The organism is Inquilinus ginsengisoli (assembly GCF_031453975.1).
Classification (GTDB): Bacteria; Pseudomonadota; Alphaproteobacteria; order DSM-16000; family Inquilinaceae; genus Inquilinus; species Inquilinus ginsengisoli_A.
In genome coordinates, this window is sequence record NZ_JAVDPW010000001.1 from 212780 (window position 1) to 229931 (window position 17152).

The window sequence follows — 17152 nt, forward strand, 5'->3', positions numbered from 1 at the left end:
CGGACGCAGTCTTCCCCTCATATGAGGCTGCGCCCATAGCGGATCACACGCCGCGACCGAACGACGCGCGGCCTCTCCTCAGGCGTTGTCGCCCTGGATGGCGGCGATCACGGCGTCGGTGACGGCGCGGGTGGTCGCCCGGCCGCCGAGGTCGGGCGTGTGCAGCGCCGGGTCGGCGGTGACCCGCTCGATCGCCCGCATCAGCCGCTGCCCGGCCGCGGCCTCGCCGAGATGGTCCAGCATCATCGTCGCGGTCCAGAAGGTGCCGATCGGGTTGGCGATGCCCTGGCCGGTGATGTCGAAGGCGGAGCCGTGGATGGGCTCGAACATCGAGGGGAAGCGCCGCTCCGGATTCAGGTTGGCGGTCGGGGCGATGCCCAGCGACCCTGCCAGCGCCGCCGCCAGGTCGGACAGGATGTCGGCATGCAGGTTGGTGGCGACGACGGTGTCCAGGGTGCGCGGCTTCAGGGTCATGCGCATGGTCATGGCGTCGACCAGCATCTTGTCCCAGGTGACCTCCGGGAACTCGGCCGCGACCTCGGCCGCGATCTCGTCCCACAGCACCATGCCGTGGCGCTGGGCGTTCGACTTGGTGACCACGGTCAGGTGCCGGCGCGGGCGCGACCGGGCCAGGGCGAAGGCGAAGCGCATGATGCGGGTAACGCCGGCGCGGGTGAAGATCGCGACCTCGGTCGCCACCTCCTCCGGCAGGCCGCGATGGCTGCGGCCGCCCTGGCCGGCATACTCGCCCTCGGAGTTCTCGCGCACGATCACCCAGTCCAGATCCGCCGGCCCGACATCGCGCAGCGGCCCGGCGATGCCGGGCAGCAGCCGGGTGGGGCGGACATTGGCGTATTGGTCGAAGGATTGGCAGATCGCCAGGCGCAGGCCCCACAGGGTGACGTGGTCGGGCACGTCGGGGGCGCCGACCGCGCCGAAATAGATCGCGTCGAACGGCTTCAGCCGCGCCAGCCCGTCCGCCGGCATCATCACGCCATGCGCCTTGTAGTAGTCCGAGCCCCAGTCGAAGCTCTCGAAGGCCAGCCCGAAGCTGCCGTCGCGGGCGGCCAGGGCCTGCAGTACCTCGATCCCCGCGGCGATGACCTCGCCGCCGATGCCGTCGCCCGGTATCGCCGCGATCCTGTGATGGCGCATGTCGCTGTCGTCCCTGAGGTCAAAGCAAGGCCGCGGCGCGACTCACCCGGTTCGCCGCGGCGGGCCGGACCGGCCCTTGGCGATGATATCCGGGCCCAGCTTGCGGCGCACGGCGTCGATTGTCGCTTCCACCGCGCGGCGCTGGGCCGGGGCGGGGTCCAGCAGGTCCGGCGGGTCGGCCAGGCGGCCCTCGACCAGGTCGCTGCAGCCGATGCCGATCAGCCGGAAGGCCTCGCCGGTGGCGACCTGCTCGATCATCGGCGCGGCGGTGCGCCAGATCGTCTCGGCCAGCTGGGTGGGGTCGGCCAGGCGATGGCTGCGGGTCAGCTGCCGGAAGCCCGCGGTCTTCAGCTTCAGCACCACGGTGCCGCCGGCCAGCTCCTGCTTCTTCAGCCGTGCCGCCACCGTCTCGCATAGCGGCCACAGCTCGCGCTGCAGCGCCTGCGGGTTCTGGATGTCGGTGTTGAAGGTGGTCTCGGCCGAGATGCTCTTGGTTTCGCCGTCGGGGTCGACCGGCCGCTGGTCCTCGCCGCGGGCGTAGCGGTACAGCCGGCGGCCGAACACGCCGAAGCGGCGCACCAGCCGGCTCTCGTCCAGCCGGCGCAGGTCGCCGACGCTGCGGATGCCGTCGCTGAACAGCTTCTCGCGCATCACCTGGCCGACGCCGGGGATGATGCCGACCGGCTTGTCGGCCAGGAAGGCCATGGCCTCGGCCCGGCCGATCACGGCGAAGCCGCGCGGCTTGTCCAGGTCCGACGCGATCTTGGCCAGCATCTTGTTCGGCGCCAGGCCGATCGACAGGGTCACGCCGATCTCGCGCTCGACCTGCCGGGCGATGGCGGCGCAGGTCTCGGCCGGGCTGCGGCCGTGCAGCGCCTGGGTGCCGGACAGGTCGAGGAAGGCCTCGTCCAGCGACAGCGGCTCGACCTTCGGCGTGGCGGCCAGGAACACCGCCCGGATCTGGCGGCTGACCGCGGCGTATTTGGCCATGTCGGGGCGCAGCACCACGGCGTCGGGGCAGGCCTCCAGCGCCTTGAACATCGGCATGGCGGAGCGCACGCCGTACAGCCGGGCGACATAGCAGGCGGCGGAGACCACGCCGCGGGTGCCGCCGCCGACCACCACCGGCAGGGCCGCCAGCTCCGGCCGGTCGCGCTTCTCCACCGTGGCGTAGAAGGCGTCGCAGTCGAGATGGGCGATGGTCAGGCTGTGCAGCTCGGCATGGCGGATCAGGCGCGGCGACCCGCATTTGGCGCAGCGCCGCGCGCCCGGCGGCGGATGCGCGCCGCAGTCCCGGCACAGGCCTGGCAGCAGGTCAGCCTGCTGTGGCCGCGGAGACATGGAAGGGAACGCCGCGGCGCCCGGACGGTTCGGTCATGGCGCGCATCGTACTCCTTTTGTACCCGGCCGTCAGCGGTGCAGGGAGGGCGACGGCGCCGCCGATCGAAGGCTCATCTGCGGTTGTGATCCGCGCGGCCTTTACAACGCATGATGCGGGGGCCGATCCTTGCCATCGGGGGCGCCGCCGGAAGCGGCGCGAGGGGGGAATCGAGCCATGGCGAAGACGGTGCTGATCGTCGAGGACAACGAGCTGAACCGGAAGCTGTTCGTCGATGTGCTCGAGGCGAATGGCTACGCCACGATCGGCACCGACAACGCCGCCGAGGCGATGCGGCTGGCGCGGGCGCACCGGCCCGACCTGATCCTGCTCGACATCCAGCTGCCGGAGATCTCGGGGCTGGAGGTGACGAAATGGCTGAAGGCGGATGAGGCGCTGGCGCCGATCCCGGTGATCGCGGTGACCGCCCTGGCGATGAAGGGCGACGAGGCGATGGTCCGCGCCGGCGGCTGCGACGACTACATCTCCAAGCCGATCAGCGTGGCCGGCTTCATCGCCACGGTGCGGCGGCATCTCGACGGATAGGCCAACGCGAAAAGCCCCGCCGAGGGCGGGGCTTCGTCGACGCGAAGATCGAAGCTAAGCAGCGCGAGGCCTGCTTACTTGATCTTGCCTTCCTTGAAATCGACATGCTTGCGCACGACCGGGTCGTACTTGCGCAGCGTCAGCTTCTCGGTCTTGGTCTTCGGGTTCTTGTTGGTCACGTAGAAGAACCCGGTGTCCGCGGTGCTGTTCAGGCGGATCTTGATGGTGCTCGGCTTCGCCATGATGCTGGCTCCAATATCAATGATGCTCGGCGCCGCATCACGGGCCGGGGAGCGCGCACCATACCGTCCGGCGCGCGCGAGTCAAGCCCGGCGATGGGCATCGCAGCCTCCAGCCGCGGGCTTCTACGGCTCGTGGGTGGCGGCGACAGCGTGGATGTCCTGGGCGCCCATCGCCTGGGCGTAGAGCGCCGGGTCGGTCAGCAGGTCGACGGCGACGTTGATGTCGAGATCGGCGTCATGCACCTGCCAGGGGCAGACGCTGCGCAGTCGCCGCAGGGCCTTGTCGTCCTCCGGCGCAGCGAAGCGGTCCGCGATCATGTCGGCCGGGCGCGGCAGCTGGCCGGCGCGGAAGGCCTGGATCACCGTCTTGGCGTCGGTCTCGGTGCTGCTGCTGGTGCACACCGTCGGCACGATGCCCTGGCGGTGCCAGGTGTAGCCCGAGGGCGCGTAGATCCGGCTCCAGGTCAGGAACAGTTCGCCGTCATTGGGCAGCCGGGTCACGGTCTGGACGCTGCCCTTGCCGAAGGAGGTCGAGCCGACCAGGATCGCGCGGTCGGAATCCTGCAGCGCCGCCGCCGTGACCTCCGCCGCCGAGGCGGAGTGGCCGTCGACCAGGACGGCCAGAGGCAGGTGGCCGGTGATGTCCTCGCCATGGGCGTTGAAGTTCTGGACGCTGTCCGGGTTGCGGCCGCGGGTCGAGATGATCGGGCCGCGCTCCATGAACAGGTCGGCCAGCGCGACCGACTGGTCGAGCAGCCCGCCCGGATTGCCGCGCAGGTCGAGGATGATGCCGCGGGCCCGGCCGTTGAGGCCGTGCAACTGGCCGGTCACGGCGTTGCGTACGGCGGCGGCGCTGGTGGTGTTGAAGCGCAGCAGCTTGACGATGACCACATTGTCGCGCACCTGGGCGCGGACCATGTTCTCGATCACCTTCTCGCGAATCATGGTCGCGGTGCGGCTGCCGCCCCTGGGCTCGCGCACCGTGAGGTCGACCTTGGTGCCGACCGGGCCGCGCATCAGGTCGGCGATCTCGTCGACCTTCGCATCCTCCACCGACACGCCGTTGATGGCGATGATCAGCGAACCCTTCAGCAGATTGGCGCGGGCGGCCGGGGTGTCCGGGAAGACGTCGCCGATCACGGCGCGCCCCTTCTCGTCCTGGCTCAGGACGATGCCGACGCCGGTGTAGCCGTCGCGTGTGGCGCGGTCGTCGCGGGCGCGGTCCGGGTTGGCGTAGCGGGAATAGGGGTCGAGATCGGCCAGCAGCCCGTCATAGATCGCCTGGTAGCCGGCCTCGACCCCGGCGGTGGCGACCTTCGGCGAGGCCAGCGAGGCGGCGTCGAGCGACGAGGCGGCCAGGGTGCCCCAGTCATAGGCGGCGTCGGGGGCGGGGGCGTCGAAATCGGCGAAGACATGGCCGGCCCGGATCAGCTGCACCTGGGTGCCGTCACGGCGGGCGCTGAGGGTGTCGTCGAGCTTGCTCAGCCCATTCAGCCCGTCCAGGGCCAGCTTCCCGAAATCTTCCTTGACCAGATAGACTTCCTGGATCCGGCCGAAGCCGACGGTGAACACCGAAGGATCGGAGAAATGGCCGGCTTCACGGGGTTCGGACTCGGCCTGGGGCAGGGAGGGGTCCGGGGCGGAAGCCATACAGCCCGGGAGCACGAGCAGCGCCGCAACAACAGCCGCGAAACGCTTCTGACGAAACACTTAATGCAACTCCGGCCCCAGCACTGGTCCCACCCATCCTAGGCTACGGATCTGTCAGGAAAAAGGCGATATTGCAGCGCAGCAGGCCTGCGTTCAGCGCCGGGGCTTCCAGGGCGACCTGGGGCCGCGGTCGCTGACCCGGCGGCGCTGGGTCGGCAGCGGCGCCATCCCCTCCAGATCGGCGCCGTGGCCGGCATCGACCAGGGCGAAGACCGTGCTGCCGGTCAGCGGGTCGGCCTCGGTGACCCGGATCCGGACCTTGGCGCCGAGCCGGAACACGCGGTTCCAGCGCCGGCCGATCAAGGCCTGGGCCGCTTCGTCATAGTCGTAGAAATCGTCGGGCAGGGTCGAGACCGGCACCAGCCCGTCGGCGCCCGATTCGTCCAGCTTCACGAACAGGCCGAACTTGGCGACGCCGCCGATGCGGCCGGGCAGGATCGCGCCGATCCGGTCCGACAGCCAGCTGGCGAGGTAGCGGTCGATCGCGTCGCGCTCGGCCTGGGCGGCGCGGCGCTCGGTGACCGAGATGTGGGTGCCGATCTCGTCCAGCCGCGACAGCTCCTCCTCGGTCGCCCCGTCGTCGCCGAGATGCAGCAGCCGGATCAGGCCGCGATGCACCATCAGGTCGGCATAGCGCCGGATCGGCGAGGTGAAATGGGCGTAGCGCGGCAGGGCCAGGCCGAAATGGCCGAGATTGTCCGGGCTGTACACCGCCTGGGCCTGGGACCGCAGCACCATCTCGTTGACCATCAGCTCCTCCGGCCGGCCCTCGGCCCGCTCCAGGATCTGGCCGAAGACGCGTGGCCGGATCACCTGGCCCAGCGACAGGATGTAGCCGAGCGGCCCCAGGAACTCCTTCAGCGATTCCAGCCGGGCCCGGTCGGGCTGGTCGTGGACGCGGTACAGCGCGGGCAGGGACTTGTCGCTCAGCGTCTCCGCCGCCGCGACATTGGCCGCGATCATGAACTCCTCGATCAGCTTGTGGCTGCCGAGCCGCGGCCGGATGCCGATCGAGGCGACGCGGCCATCCTCGCCCAGGTTGACCTTGCGCTCGGGCAGGTCGAGCTCCAGCGTGCCGCGCTTCGCCCGGGCCGCCAGCAGCGTCTCATAGGCGCCGTACAGCGGGGCGATCACCGTCTCCACCAGCGGGCCGGTGGTCTCGTCCGGCTGGCCGTCGCGGGCGGCCTGCACCTGCTCGTAGGTCAGCCGGGCGGAGGACCGCATCAGCCCGCGGCGGAAGCGGTGCCGCTTCAGCTGGCCGTGCTCGTCGATCCACAGGTCGGCGGCCAGGCAGGCGCGGTCCTCGTTGGGCCGCAGCGAGCACAGCCCGTTCGACAGCGCCTCGGGCAGCATCGGCACGACGCGGTCGGGGAAGTAGCAGGAATTGCCGCGTTCGAAGGCGTCGCGGTCCAGCGGCGACCCCGGCGGCACGTAATGCGCGACATCGGCGATAGCGACGATCAGGTGCCAGCCGCCGGGGTGGTCGGGGTCGGGCTCGGCCCACACCGCGTCGTCGAAATCGCGGGCGTCGGCGCCGTCGATGGTGACCAGCGGGATCTGACGCAGGTCGACCCGCTTGCCGAGCGCGGCTGGCTCGGCGGCCTCGGCCTGGGCCAGCGCCTTGGGCCGGAACTCGGTGGGGATGCCGGCGGCGTGGATCGCGATCAGGCTGATCGAGCGCGGATCCTCGGCATCGCCGAAGCGGCCGGTGATCACGGTGCGGCGGGGCCCCAGCCGGTCCGACGCCTCGACCAGGCCTTCGACCAGGTCGCCGTCCTGGGCGCCGGCGGTGTCGCCCTCGCGCACCGGCCAGGTGTCGCGGGCGCGCTTGTCGACCGGCACGATGCGGCCCTGGCCGTCGCGGCCGCGGCGGAACACGCCGACCACGCGGACATCGGCCTGGTTCTCCAGCCGGCGCATGGTCCGGCCGGTCCAGCTGCCGTCCTCGTTCTCCTCCAGCCGGGCCAGCACCCGGTCGCCGACCGCCAGCGCGCCCTGGCCGCGGCCTTCCGCCGCCATGGCGATGCGGGGCGGCGGCTCCGCCTCCTCCCAGCGCATCGGCTGGGCCACGGCCTCGCCCTCGCTGTCGATGGCGACGACGCGCAGCACCGCCACGCCGGGCAGGGCGGCGCCGGGCACCCGCATGCGGCGGCCGCGGCGCTTCTCCAGCTGGCCGGCCTCGGCCATCTCCTGCAGCAGCTCCTTCAGCCGCACCCGGTCGTCGCCGGTGACATGGAAGGCGCGGGCGATCTCGCGCTTGCCCACCGTGTCGTCGCGCGACTGCAGGAACTCCAGGATCTGCTCGCGGGTCGGGAACGGCTTGGCCGCCTTCTTGCCCTTGCCCAGCGGCGTCTTTTCCGGGATGACGACGTTACGGACCTTCCTCCGCTTGATCGGCCTGCGGACCGGCGGCTTCCGGGTCGGGGGCTCGTTCATGATATGGCCGACAGGGATTGGCCTGCCGCTCCTGGGTCGGCGCAGCCGTCGTCACCGGCAGAGAAAACAAGTCCCCCCTCCCCTCGCGGGAGGGGGTAGGGGGAGGGGGCTGTCGATCGAAGCGAGCCGCTAATGCGGAATCGGGATCTGGCAGCCACCGGGCCTGTCGGTGTCGAACAACTCCCCCGGCGCAAACCCCCTCCCCCTAACCCCCTCCCGCGAGGGGAGGGGGGACTCGCAAAAGTGCGGGTCGATAGAAGGGAAGGGGTGAGCTTCACTCCGCGGCCTTGGTCTTGCGTGCCGGTGCGGCGGCTTTCTTCGGGGCGGCTTTCGCCTTGGCCGGGACCTTCTTGGCGGCAGCGGCCTTGGGTGCCGCCGCCTTGGGTGCCGACCGGCCTCGGCCGCCCTTGACCGGGCCCTTCGCCGCCTTGGCGGCCAGCCAGACCAGCGCCTGCTCCACCGTCACCGCCTCGGGCTCGACACCCCGGGGCAGCGAGGCCATGACCTTGCCGTGGCGGACATAGGGGCCGTAGCGGCCGGCGAAGACCTTGATCGGATCGCCGCCCTCGGGATGTGGCCCGACCTCGCGCAGCGGCTCGGCGCTGGCCCGGCCCTTGGCGGCATCGGCCGCCAGCAGGTCGACCGCGCGGTTCATGCCGATCTTCAGCACGTCCTCTTCCGGCGGCAGGTTCTTGTACTTGTCGCCATGCTTCAGATAGGGGCCGTAGCGGCCGATGCCAGCCAGGATCGGCTCACCCGATTCGGGGTGGCGGCCGATCTCGCGGGGCAGCGACAGCAGTGCCAGGGCCTCCTCCAGCGTCATCGCCATCGGGTCCTGGGCCTTGGTCAGCGAGGCGCGCTTCGGCTTCTCGGCCTTGGCCGCCTCGTCCTTCGCGGCCTCGTCCTTGGGCCCCAGCTGGGCGTAGATGCCGTAGGGGCCCTTGCGGATCGACACTGGCAGGCCGGTCGCGGGGTCCTCGCCCAGCAGGCGCGGCAGGGCCGATTCCTCGGCGCTGCCCTCCTCGCCGGGCACGCCCAGCGGCCGGGTGAAGCGGCATTCCGGATAGTTCGAGCAGCCGATGAAGGCGCCGGTGCGGCCCAGCTTCAGCCCGAGGCGCCCCTTGGCGCAGGACGGGCACAGCCGCGGGTCGGTGCCGTCGCTCTTCGGCGGGAACAGATGGCTCGACAGCGCCTCGTCCAGCGCCGAGATCACGTCGCCGATCTTGAGGTCCTTGGTCTCGTCGATCGCGGCGTGGAACGCGGCCCAGAAGTCGCGCAGCACCTGCTTCCAGTCGAGCTTGCCGCCCGAGATGTCGTCGAGCTGCTCCTCCAGCTTCGCCGTGAAATCATATTCGACGTAGCGCTTGAAGAAGTTTTCCAGGAAGGCGGTGACGATGCGGCCGCGATCCTCGGGGAAGAAGCGCTTCTTCTCCAGCCGGACATATTCGCGGTCCTGCAGCACCTGCAGGATGGAGGCGTAGGTGGAGGGGCGGCCGATGCCCAGCTCCTCCATCCGCTTGACCAGGCTGGCCTCGGTGAAGCGCGGCGGCGGCTGGGTGAAATGCTGCTCCGGCAGGGTCTTGCGGCGCTCGACCGCGTCGCCCTTGGCCACCGCGGGCAGGCGGCGCTGGCCCTCATCCGTCTCCTCGCCTGGGGCGACCGGGTCGTCGCGGTCCTCCTGGTAGACCTTCAGGAAGCCGTCGAAGCGGATGACGGTGCCGACCGCGCGGAACACCGCGGTCTGCCTTTCGTCGGCGACGTCGACGATGACCTGGTCCAGCACCGCCGATTCCATCTGGCAGGCCATGGTGCGCTTCCAGATCAGCTCGTACAGCCGCAGCTCCTCCCGCGACAGGAAGCGGGTGACGTCTTCGGGCCGGCGGGCCAGGTCGGTTGGGCGGATCGCCTCATGCGCTTCCTGGGCGTTCTTGGCGGTCGATTTGTAGACCCGCGGCTGGGCCGGCACATAGGGCTGGCCGTACAGGTTGCCGATCGCCTGGCGGGCCTGGGCGATGGCCTCGCCGGCCAGGGTCAGGCCGTCGGTCCGCATATAGGTGATCAGGCCGACGGTCTCGCCGCCGATGTCGACGCCCTCATACAGCCGCTGGGCGGTGCGCATGGTCTGGGTCGCGCTCATCCCCAGCTTGCGCGACGCCTCCTGCTGCAGGGTCGAGGTGGTGAAGGGTGGCGACGGGTGGCGCCGCACCTGCTTGGCCTCGACCGCGGCGATGGCGAAGGCCAGCGGGTCGATGGTCGCCACCGCGGCCTTGGCCGAGGCCTCGTCCGGCAGGTCGAACTTGTCGAGCTTGCGGCCGTTGATATGGGTCAGCCGGGCGGTGAACTCCTCGCCCTTCGGCGTGCGGAACACCGCCTCGATGCTCCAGAACTCGCACGCCTTGAAGCGCTCGATCTCCAGCTCGCGCTCGCAGATCAGCCGCAGCGCCACCGACTGGACCCGGCCGGCGGAGCGCGACCCCGGCAGCTTGCGCCACAGGACGGGCGACAGGGTGAAGCCGACCAGGTAGTCCAGCGCCCGGCGCGCCAGATAGGCCTCGATCAGCTCCTGGTCCAGGTCGCGCGGATGGGCGATGGCCTCGAGGATGGCGGCCTTGGTGATCTCGTGGAAGGTGACCCGCCGGATCTCGACATCCTTCAGGCCGCGCCGGTCGCGCAGCAGCTCGCGGACATGCCAGGAGATCGCCTCGCCCTCGCGGTCCGGATCGGTGGCCAGCAGCACGCGGGTGACGTCCTTGGCGGCGCGGGCGATCTCGTCCATCCGGGACTTGCCGCGGTCGGCCAGCTCCCAGTCCATCGCGAAATCCTCGTCCGGCCGCACCGAGCCGTCCTTGGCCGGGAGATCCCGGACATGGCCGAAGCTCGCCAGCACCGTGTAGTCGCTGCCGAGGTATTTGTTGATCGTCTTAGCCTTCGCGGGCGACTCGACGATGACGAGGGTCTGGTCTGCCAAAGCGCCACACTCGATCTTATAACGACAGCACCGCCGGGGGGGCGATGCCTGGAAACGCACGCATCGCTTGAGGGCGGCGCGTCAGAGCAGGCTGATCCGGTTGCCGGGCTGGCGCTCGATCCGACCGGCGAGTTCGAGCTCCAGCAGCACGGTCAGCACCACCGGCGGTGACAATTGGCAATCGCGCAACAGTTCGTCAACCGCCGTCGGCGTCGGCGACAGCCGTTCGAGCACCTGGGCGCGGGCCGCTTCGGCCTCCTGCGGCCCCGCCACCGGGCCGCTAAACGTCGGCTGCGGCGCCGCTGCCGGCGGCTCACGCAGCAGGGGCCGGGACATCTGCGGCGCCAGCGCCTCGATCACATGCTCGGCCGATTCGACCAGGGTGGCGCCGCCGCGGATCAGCCGGTTGCAGCCCTGCGCCCGGGGGTCGAGCGGCGATCCCGGCACCGCCAGCACCTGCCGGCCCTGCTCGGCGGCGAGGCGGGCGGTGATCAGCGAGCCGGAGCGCAAGGCCGCCTCGATCACCACGATGCCGAGCGACAGGCCGGAGATCAGGCGGTTGCGGCGGGGGAAGTGCCGGGCGGTCGGCTGGGTGCCGGGCGCGCATTCGGCCACCAGCAGGCCGGATTCGGCGATGCGGTCGTAGAGGCCGGCATTCTCCGGGGGATAGATGACGTTGAGGCCGCCGGCCATCACCGCCAGGGTGCCGGCGGCCAGCGACCCCTCATGCGCCGCGGTGTCGATGCCGCGGGCGAAGCCGGAGACCACGGTCAGGCCGGCGGCGCCCAGCTGCTGCCCCATGTCGCGGGCGAAGCGGCGGCCGTTCAGCGAGGCGTTGCGCGCCCCGACGATGCCGACCATGGGATGGGCGGCGAGGTCGGCGCGGCCGCGCAGCGACAGCACCGGCGGCGCGTCCTCGATCAGGGCCAGCGGCAGGGGGTAGTCGGGCTCGCAGCGCGCGACCAGCCGGCCGCCGATCCGCGCCAGCGCCTCCAGCTCGCGCTCCGCCGCGGCCACCGGGGGCGGTTGCAGGCCCGACCTACGGCCGCCGCGGCGCGACAGCTCCGGCAGGGCCTCGATCGCGGCGCGGGCCGAACCGCATTGGGCGACCAGCATATGGAAGGTGATGGGGCCAACGGCGTCCGTCCGGGCCAGGCGAAGCCAGTCGATCCGTTCGGCCTCGCTCAGGGGGCGCCGTGGCGTCGTCATGCCTGCAGCTTCGCGGGGCGACGGCGGCGCGGTCAACCCGCAACTTGCCGGGCCGCCGTCCGGGGAGAGCGGGCGAGGCCGGCGGATCCCCGGCCCGGACGCCTGGTTCCCGACCGTCATTGCCATCCTCGGGCGGTGGTAAACATTATGTGCACTATCTTTAACCAGCGATCCTAGTTCATGATATGTTCCATGGACAAGATGCAGATCGCCCAGACACCGCAAGCCCCAGCCGCTCCCCCGGAGGAGCGGTCAGCGCGGCATCTGCGCGTGCTGGAGCGGCTGGCCGAGATCCTGATGGCGGTGGCCCGCGCGACGCAGGTCGAGGCGGTCAAACAGGCGATGGCCGGAATCGACTATTGCGCCCGGATCGCCGGGCTTTCCCGCCCCCTAGACCGTCATCGCGAGGAGGCGAAGCCGACGAAGCAATCCATGGCGCCGCATGAACGGCCCGATGGATTGCTTCGCTACGCTCGCAATGACGGGGAAGGGAGGCGGGGGAGGCAATACGAGCGGGTGTCCGACAGGCCTCAGCCCTCTGCGGGCTTCTTCTGGCCGATCTTCGGCTCCTCGCCGCGCAGCAGGCGGCGGATGTTGCCGTCATGGCGGATGAACACCAGCACGGCGATGAACAGGGCCAGGGCCGCGCGGAGCAAATCGGTCCAGACCATCCCGAAGATCGGCACGTCTGACAGCGCCCAGCCCAGCACCGGCGCCGCGGCGACCGCGGTCAGGCTGGCCAGCGAAGACATGCGGAACAGCAGGGCCATCACCAGCCAGACCAGGCAGCACAGCACGCCGACCGGCCACATCACCGCCAGCAGGGTACCCAGCGCCGTGGCCACGCCCTTGCCGCCCTTGAAGCCCAGCCAGACCGGGAAGATGTGGCCCAGCATGGCGCCGCCGCCGGCCAGCACCGCCAGGGTCGGGTCGAAGATCCCGGCGATCAGCACCGCGACCGCGCCCTTGCCGCCGTCCAGCAGCAGGGTGGCCAGGGCCAGGCCCTTGTGGCCGGTGCGCAGCACGTTGGTGGCGCCGATGTTGCCCGACCCGATGCTGCGGATGTCGCCCAGGCCGGCGGCCTTGGTCAGCACCAGCCCGAACGGGATCGAGCCGAGGAGGTAGCCGAGCAGCGCCGCGGCGCCGAGCGCCCAGATCGAGGTGGGATCGAATGAGGACATGAGCGAATCCGTTCCTGCGCCGGCACCATCATCGCGATTTCGCGGGCGAGGGGAACGGGATTGTGCGGCGGGGTCCGGTCGGCCGGATCCCGCCTTCCCGGGAAAGCCTCAGTCGGTCGGCACCGGGCCGAGGACCTGGACCTTGGACTTCGCGGCCAGGGCCGGGAGGTCGATCTCGCCGCCCCGGGCGATGATGCGGAACACATCCTCGACGCCGCCGGGCGTGCAGGTCACCACCATGCGCAGCGGGATGTCTGCGGCGTTGCGCCAGGCATGGGAGATGCCGCGCAGCAGGGTCGCGGTGTCGCCCGCCTTGGCGTTGAAGGTCCGGTCGCCGTAGTTGATGCGGGCCGTGCCCTCCAGGATCAGGAAATGCTCGTCCTCGTTCTGGTGGACGTGCAGGGGCGTGCCGTCGCCGGGGTCGGAGACGATCTCCACCACCGAATAGGCGCCGCCGGTGTCCTCGGCCGAGACGCGGATCAGGCAGTGCTCGCCCGGCCTCGTCCCGATCCATTCCTCCTGGGAAGTGGTGGTGCGGGCGGGTGGGTTGGGGGATGCCGTCATGGTCGCTTGCCTGTTGTCCGTGGAGGGCCGGCCGGGGCGAACCCCGAGACCCCCAGGCTGGCCGGTCCAGGCTACGCGGCGATTGCGCCTTTGCCGGATCGCGCTACATCGGCAACATGGCGCGGCCGACCGCCCGCAACCGATGGACCAGACCCTTGGCAAGCTCCCCGACCGACCTTCCCGTGCACCGCTTCCGGGGCCGCGACGGCACCGAGCTGGCCTATCGTGAGATGGGCGAGGGGCGGCCGGTGGTGCTGATCCACGGCTATTTCTCGACCGCCTTCGTCAACTGGCTGCGCTATGGCCATGCCGCGGCGATCGCAGCGCGCGGCCGCCGCGTGATCATGCCGGACCTGCGGGCCCATGGCGACAGCGCCAGGCCGCACGAGGCCGCCGCCTATCCGCCCGACGTGCTGGCCGATGACGGCTTCGCCCTGGTCGACCATCTCGGCCTCGGCGACTACGACCTCGGCGGCTATTCGCTGGGCGGGCGGACGGTGGTGCGCATGCTGGCGCGCGGCGCCGCCCCGGGCCGCGCCATCGTGGCTGGGATGGGGCTGGAAGGGATCGTCGACGCCGCCGGGCGCGGCAGCCATTTCCGCCACATCCTGACCCATCTCGGCAGCTTCGAGCGCGGCACGCCGGAATGGATGGCGGAAGCCTTCCTCAAGACCGTCGGCGGCGACCCGGTGGCGCTGCTGCGCATCCTCGACACCTTCGTCGACACGCCGCGCGCGGCGCTGGCCCGGATCGACCGGCCGGTCCTGGTGCTGGCCGGCGCCGAGGATGACGACAACGGCTCGGCCGAGGCGTTGGCCGCCGCCCTGCCGAACGGCCGGCACGCCGCGATTCCCGGCAACCATATGAGCGCCGTGGCCAAGCCGGAGCTCGGCACGGCGATTGCCGATTTCCTCGACGGCTGATCCGACCTGGCCTTCCTAGGCGTGGTCCAGCCGCCGGACCCGCCGCAGCTGCGGGAACCAGCTGGACCATAAGCCCGCGACCAGCATGGTGCCGACGCCGCCGATCACCACGGCGGGAATCACGCCGAGCAGTGACGCCGAGATGCCGGCGCGGAACTCGCCCAGCTCGTTCGAGGCGCCGACGAACACCATGTTCACGGCGTTGACCCGGCCGCGCAGCGCGTCCGGTGTCCACAGCTGGATCAGGCTTTCGCGGACATAGACGCTGACCATGTCGAAGGCGCCCATGAAGGCCAGGGCCACGATCGACAGCCAGGGCAGGGTCGAGGCGCCGAACACGCTGGTGAACAGGCCGAAGCCGGCGACGCAGACGAACATGATCACGCCGGCGGCGTCGGTGATCGGCCGGCGGGCCAGCCAGATCGCCGTGACCAGGGCCCCGACGCCGGGGGCGGCGCGCAGCAGGCCTAGGCCCCAGGGCCCGACATCCAGGATGTCGCGGGCATAGGCCGGCATCAGCGCGGTGGCCCCGCCCAGCAGCACGGCGAAGAGGTCGAGCGAGATCGCGCCGAGCACGATCTTCTCGCCCCAGATGTAGCGGAAGCCGGCGCCCAGGGTCTCCCAGCTCGCCGGCTCCGGCACCGTCTTCTGCGCCGGTTTCGGGATCAGGGCGACCAGGGCGATCGACACCGCCATCAGCACCGCCGCGATGGCATAGGGCGCCTCGGGCGCCACGCCGTAGAGCAGGCCGCCGACCACCGGGCCGGTGATGGTGGCGATCTGCCAGGAGGAGGAGTTCCAGGCGATCGCGGTCGACAGCTCGGCGGTGGGCACCAGGTTGGGCAGCAGCGACTGCACCGCCGGGCCCAGGAAGGCGCGGGCGATGCCGAAGCCGGCCAGGACGGCGAAGATCGGCCAGACCCGGTGGTCGCCGGCCAGCGTCAGCGCCAGCAGCGCCAGGGCGCACAGGATCTCCGCCGCGATGCAGATCCCCATGATCTTGCGCCGGTTGTAGCGGTCGGCGGCGGCACCGGTGACCAGCACCAGGAGCAGCGAGGGCAGGAACTGCACCAGCCCGACCAGGCCGAGGTCGAACGGGTCGCGGGTCAGGTCGTAGACCTGCCAGCCGACCGCGACGCTGACGAACTGCACCGCGAAGGTCGCGATCAGGCGCGAGGTCCAGTAATAGGCGAAGCCGCGGTGGCGGAAGATGCTTCCGGACGCGGCGGGCGAAGGGTCGTCGTCGGTCATGGGGGCGGCGCTGCTGCTGAGGCCGCCGACCATAGCGGGTGATCGCCCCCGGTGAAACCGGGTCGCCGCGATGGCTGCCCTGATGTGGGAGATGGTGGGCTTTCGGGTTGTCCCAGGCCCCCCTTACTTGTCATGCCACGGCTTGACCGTGGCATCCAGGGGCGGCCAGAGCGGCTCTTGGTGGCCCCTGGATTGCCCGGTCAAGCCGGGCAATGACAGCAAGAACTTAGACAGGCAGGCGCCGTCTCGAACCGTGGTTAAATCCGTCCAAGACGGGGTGGGTGCATCCGGGAGAAGACTGCGCGGCCTTTCGGGAGTGAGAGATGCCCAGCCAGCCTTTGCGCCAGCCCGGCCGCGCCGCGGTCGCCTTCGTCTTCGTCACCGTCATGCTCGACATGCTGGCGCTCGGCGTCATGGCGCCGGTGCTGCCCAAGCTGATCGTCGGCTTCGAGGGCGGCGACATGGAACGGGCGGCCGCGATCACCGGGCTGTTCGGCTTCGCCTGGGCGGCGATGCAGTTCCTGGCCTCGCCGGTGCTGGGCGCGCTGTCCGACCGCTTCGGGCGGCGGCCGGTGATCCTGTTGTCCAATCTCGGCCTCGGCCTCGACTATGTGCTGATGGCGCTGGCGCCGAACCTGGCCTGGCTGTTCGTCGGGCGGCTGGTCTCCGGCATCACTGCGTCCAGCTTCGCGACCGCCAGCGCCTATATCGCCGACGTCACGCCGCCGGAGCAGCGGGCCGCCAAGTTCGGCCTGCTCGGCGCCGCCTTCGGCATCGGCTTCATCGGCGGCCCGGCCCTGGGCGGGCTGCTGGGCGGCATCGACCTCCGGCTGCCGTTCTGGATCGCGGCGGCGCTCAGCCTCGCCAACGCCGCCTATGGCCTGCTGATCCTGCCGGAATCGCTGCCGCCCGAACGGCGGGCGCGCTTCACCTGGAAGGGCGCCAACGCCTTCGGGTCGATGGCGCTGCTGCGCTCGCAGCCGGCACTGTTCGGCCTCGCCGCCGCCTCGGTGCTGATGTACCTGGCGCATGAATCGTTGCCCAGCATGTATGTGCTCTACGTCATGCAGCGCTATGGCTGGGATGCGGCCGCGGTCGGGCTGTCGCTGGCGGTGATCGGGGTCGGGTCGATGGTGGTGTCGGTGGCGCTGGTCGGCCCCGCCGTGGCCCGGCTGGGCGAACGCCGGGCGATGGCCGCCGGGTTGGCCTGCGGCGCCGCCGGCTTCGCCCTGTTCGCCCTGGCGCCGGTGGGCTGGGCCTTCCTGGCCGCGATCCCGCTGATCTCGCTGTGGGGCCTGACCGGCCCGGCGCTGCAGGCGCTGATGAGCCGTCGGGTCGGGGCCGACGAGCAGGGGCGGCTGCAGGGGGCGCTGGGCGGGCTGCGCGGCATCACCGGCATGGTCGGGCCGGTGCTGTTCACCCAGGCCTTCGCGGTCGGGATCGCGCCGGCGATCGGCCTGGGCGCGCCCGGCCTGCCCTATGCCCTGGCGGCGGTGTTCCTGGCCCTCGCCCTGGTCCTGGGCTGGCGGGTGACGCGGTCGGGGCGGCCCGAGGCGGCGCCGCTGCCGGCCATCCCGCCGGGTTGAGGG

The 17152-nt window shown here is 71.1% G+C and carries 13 protein-coding genes; 3 read left to right on the top strand and 10 right to left on the bottom strand.

Features of this window, described 5'->3' with window-relative positions; all coding sequences use genetic code 11:
• Window positions 1-78 precede the first annotated feature (78 nt).
• Together E9232_RS01100 and E9232_RS01105 are read right to left on the bottom strand one after the other, a co-directional pair.
• On the bottom strand, window positions 79-1155 hold the full coding sequence (locus E9232_RS01100; RefSeq protein ID WP_309791607.1) for a tartrate dehydrogenase: 1077 nt from the start codon (window positions 1153-1155) through the stop codon (window positions 79-81).
• 42 nt (window positions 1156-1197) lie between these two features.
• Window positions 1198-2496: a DNA polymerase IV gene (locus E9232_RS01105; RefSeq protein WP_309791609.1), complete on the bottom strand. Its 1299-nt coding sequence runs from the start codon at window positions 2494-2496 to the stop codon at window positions 1198-1200.
• Window positions 2497-2710: 214 nt separating this feature from the next.
• On the opposite strand from E9232_RS01105, the gene E9232_RS01110 reads away from it, so the two are divergent.
• Window positions 2711-3079, top strand: coding sequence for a response regulator (locus E9232_RS01110; protein WP_309791610.1), 369 nt, complete (start codon window positions 2711-2713; stop codon window positions 3077-3079).
• A gap of 74 nt (window positions 3080-3153) precedes the next feature.
• Here the strand turns inward: E9232_RS01110 and rpmG are convergent, their stop codons facing one another.
• The 7 genes from rpmG to E9232_RS01145 all read right to left on the bottom strand — a co-directional run bounded on the left by rpmG (window position 3154) and on the right by E9232_RS01145 (window position 13389).
• Window positions 3154-3321, bottom strand: coding sequence for a 50S ribosomal protein L33 (rpmG, locus tag E9232_RS01115; protein WP_309791611.1), 168 nt, complete (start codon window positions 3319-3321; stop codon window positions 3154-3156).
• A 123-nt stretch (window positions 3322-3444) separates the two neighbouring features.
• Window positions 3445-4893: a S41 family peptidase gene (locus tag E9232_RS01120; RefSeq protein WP_309791612.1), complete on the bottom strand. Its 1449-nt coding sequence runs from the start codon at window positions 4891-4893 to the stop codon at window positions 3445-3447.
• A gap of 231 nt (window positions 4894-5124) precedes the next feature.
• A complete protein-coding gene (rnr, locus tag E9232_RS01125; protein WP_309791613.1) occupies window positions 5125-7467 on the bottom strand; it encodes a ribonuclease R in 2343 nt (780 codons plus the stop codon).
• Window positions 7468-7741: 274 nt separating this feature from the next.
• The gene (topA, locus tag E9232_RS01130) at window positions 7742-10435 is read right to left on the bottom strand and encodes a type I DNA topoisomerase (RefSeq protein WP_309791614.1); all 2694 of its coding nucleotides are present in this window, start codon (window positions 10433-10435) and stop codon (window positions 7742-7744) included.
• 81 nt (window positions 10436-10516) lie between these two features.
• Entirely contained in the window at window positions 10517-11644 is a 1128-nt protein-coding gene (gene dprA / locus E9232_RS01135) for a DNA-processing protein DprA (RefSeq protein WP_309791615.1), read from the bottom strand.
• Between the two features lie 530 nt (window positions 11645-12174).
• Window positions 12175-12825: a glycerol-3-phosphate 1-O-acyltransferase PlsY gene (gene plsY, locus E9232_RS01140; RefSeq protein WP_309791617.1), complete on the bottom strand. Its 651-nt coding sequence runs from the start codon at window positions 12823-12825 to the stop codon at window positions 12175-12177.
• 108 nt (window positions 12826-12933) lie between these two features.
• The gene (locus tag E9232_RS01145; protein ID WP_309791619.1) at window positions 12934-13389 is read right to left on the bottom strand and encodes a cupin domain-containing protein; all 456 of its coding nucleotides are present in this window, start codon (window positions 13387-13389) and stop codon (window positions 12934-12936) included.
• Between the two features lie 155 nt (window positions 13390-13544).
• Here E9232_RS01145 and E9232_RS01150 point away from each other — a divergent pair, with 155 nt between their 5' ends.
• Entirely contained in the window at window positions 13545-14312 is a 768-nt protein-coding gene (locus E9232_RS01150; protein WP_309791620.1) for an alpha/beta fold hydrolase, read from the top strand.
• Window positions 14313-14327: 15 nt separating this feature from the next.
• On the opposite strand, the gene E9232_RS01155 is transcribed toward E9232_RS01150, so the two are convergent.
• Window positions 14328-15563, bottom strand: a complete 1236-nt coding sequence (locus E9232_RS01155) for an MFS transporter (RefSeq protein ID WP_309791621.1) — start codon at window positions 15561-15563, stop codon at window positions 14328-14330.
• 323 nt (window positions 15564-15886) lie between these two features.
• On the opposite strand from E9232_RS01155, the gene E9232_RS01160 reads away from it, so the two are divergent.
• Entirely contained in the window at window positions 15887-17149 is a 1263-nt protein-coding gene (locus E9232_RS01160) for an MFS transporter (protein WP_309791622.1), read from the top strand.
• The last annotated feature ends 3 nt before the right edge of the window (window positions 17150-17152 follow it).

Coding starts and splice junctions, on each gene's coding strand:
- E9232_RS01110 (WP_309791610.1), top strand. CDS start 2,711: ATGGCGAAGACGGTGCTGATCGTCGAGGACAACGAGCTGAACCGGAAG.
- rnr (WP_309791613.1), bottom strand. CDS start 7,467: ATGAACGAGCCCCCGACCCGGAAGCCGCCGGTCCGCAGGCCGATCAAG.
- E9232_RS01145 (WP_309791619.1), bottom strand. CDS start 13,389: ATGACGGCATCCCCCAACCCACCCGCCCGCACCACCACTTCCCAGGAG.
- rpmG (WP_309791611.1), bottom strand. CDS start 3,321: ATGGCGAAGCCGAGCACCATCAAGATCCGCCTGAACAGCACCGCGGAC.
- plsY (WP_309791617.1), bottom strand. CDS start 12,825: ATGTCCTCATTCGATCCCACCTCGATCTGGGCGCTCGGCGCCGCGGCG.
- E9232_RS01100 (WP_309791607.1), bottom strand. CDS start 1,155: ATGCGCCATCACAGGATCGCGGCGATACCGGGCGACGGCATCGGCGGC.
- E9232_RS01155 (WP_309791621.1), bottom strand. CDS start 15,563: ATGACCGACGACGACCCTTCGCCCGCCGCGTCCGGAAGCATCTTCCGC.
- E9232_RS01105 (WP_309791609.1), bottom strand. CDS start 2,496: ATGTCTCCGCGGCCACAGCAGGCTGACCTGCTGCCAGGCCTGTGCCGG.
- dprA (WP_309791615.1), bottom strand. CDS start 11,644: ATGACGACGCCACGGCGCCCCCTGAGCGAGGCCGAACGGATCGACTGG.
- E9232_RS01160 (WP_309791622.1), top strand. CDS start 15,887: ATGCCCAGCCAGCCTTTGCGCCAGCCCGGCCGCGCCGCGGTCGCCTTC.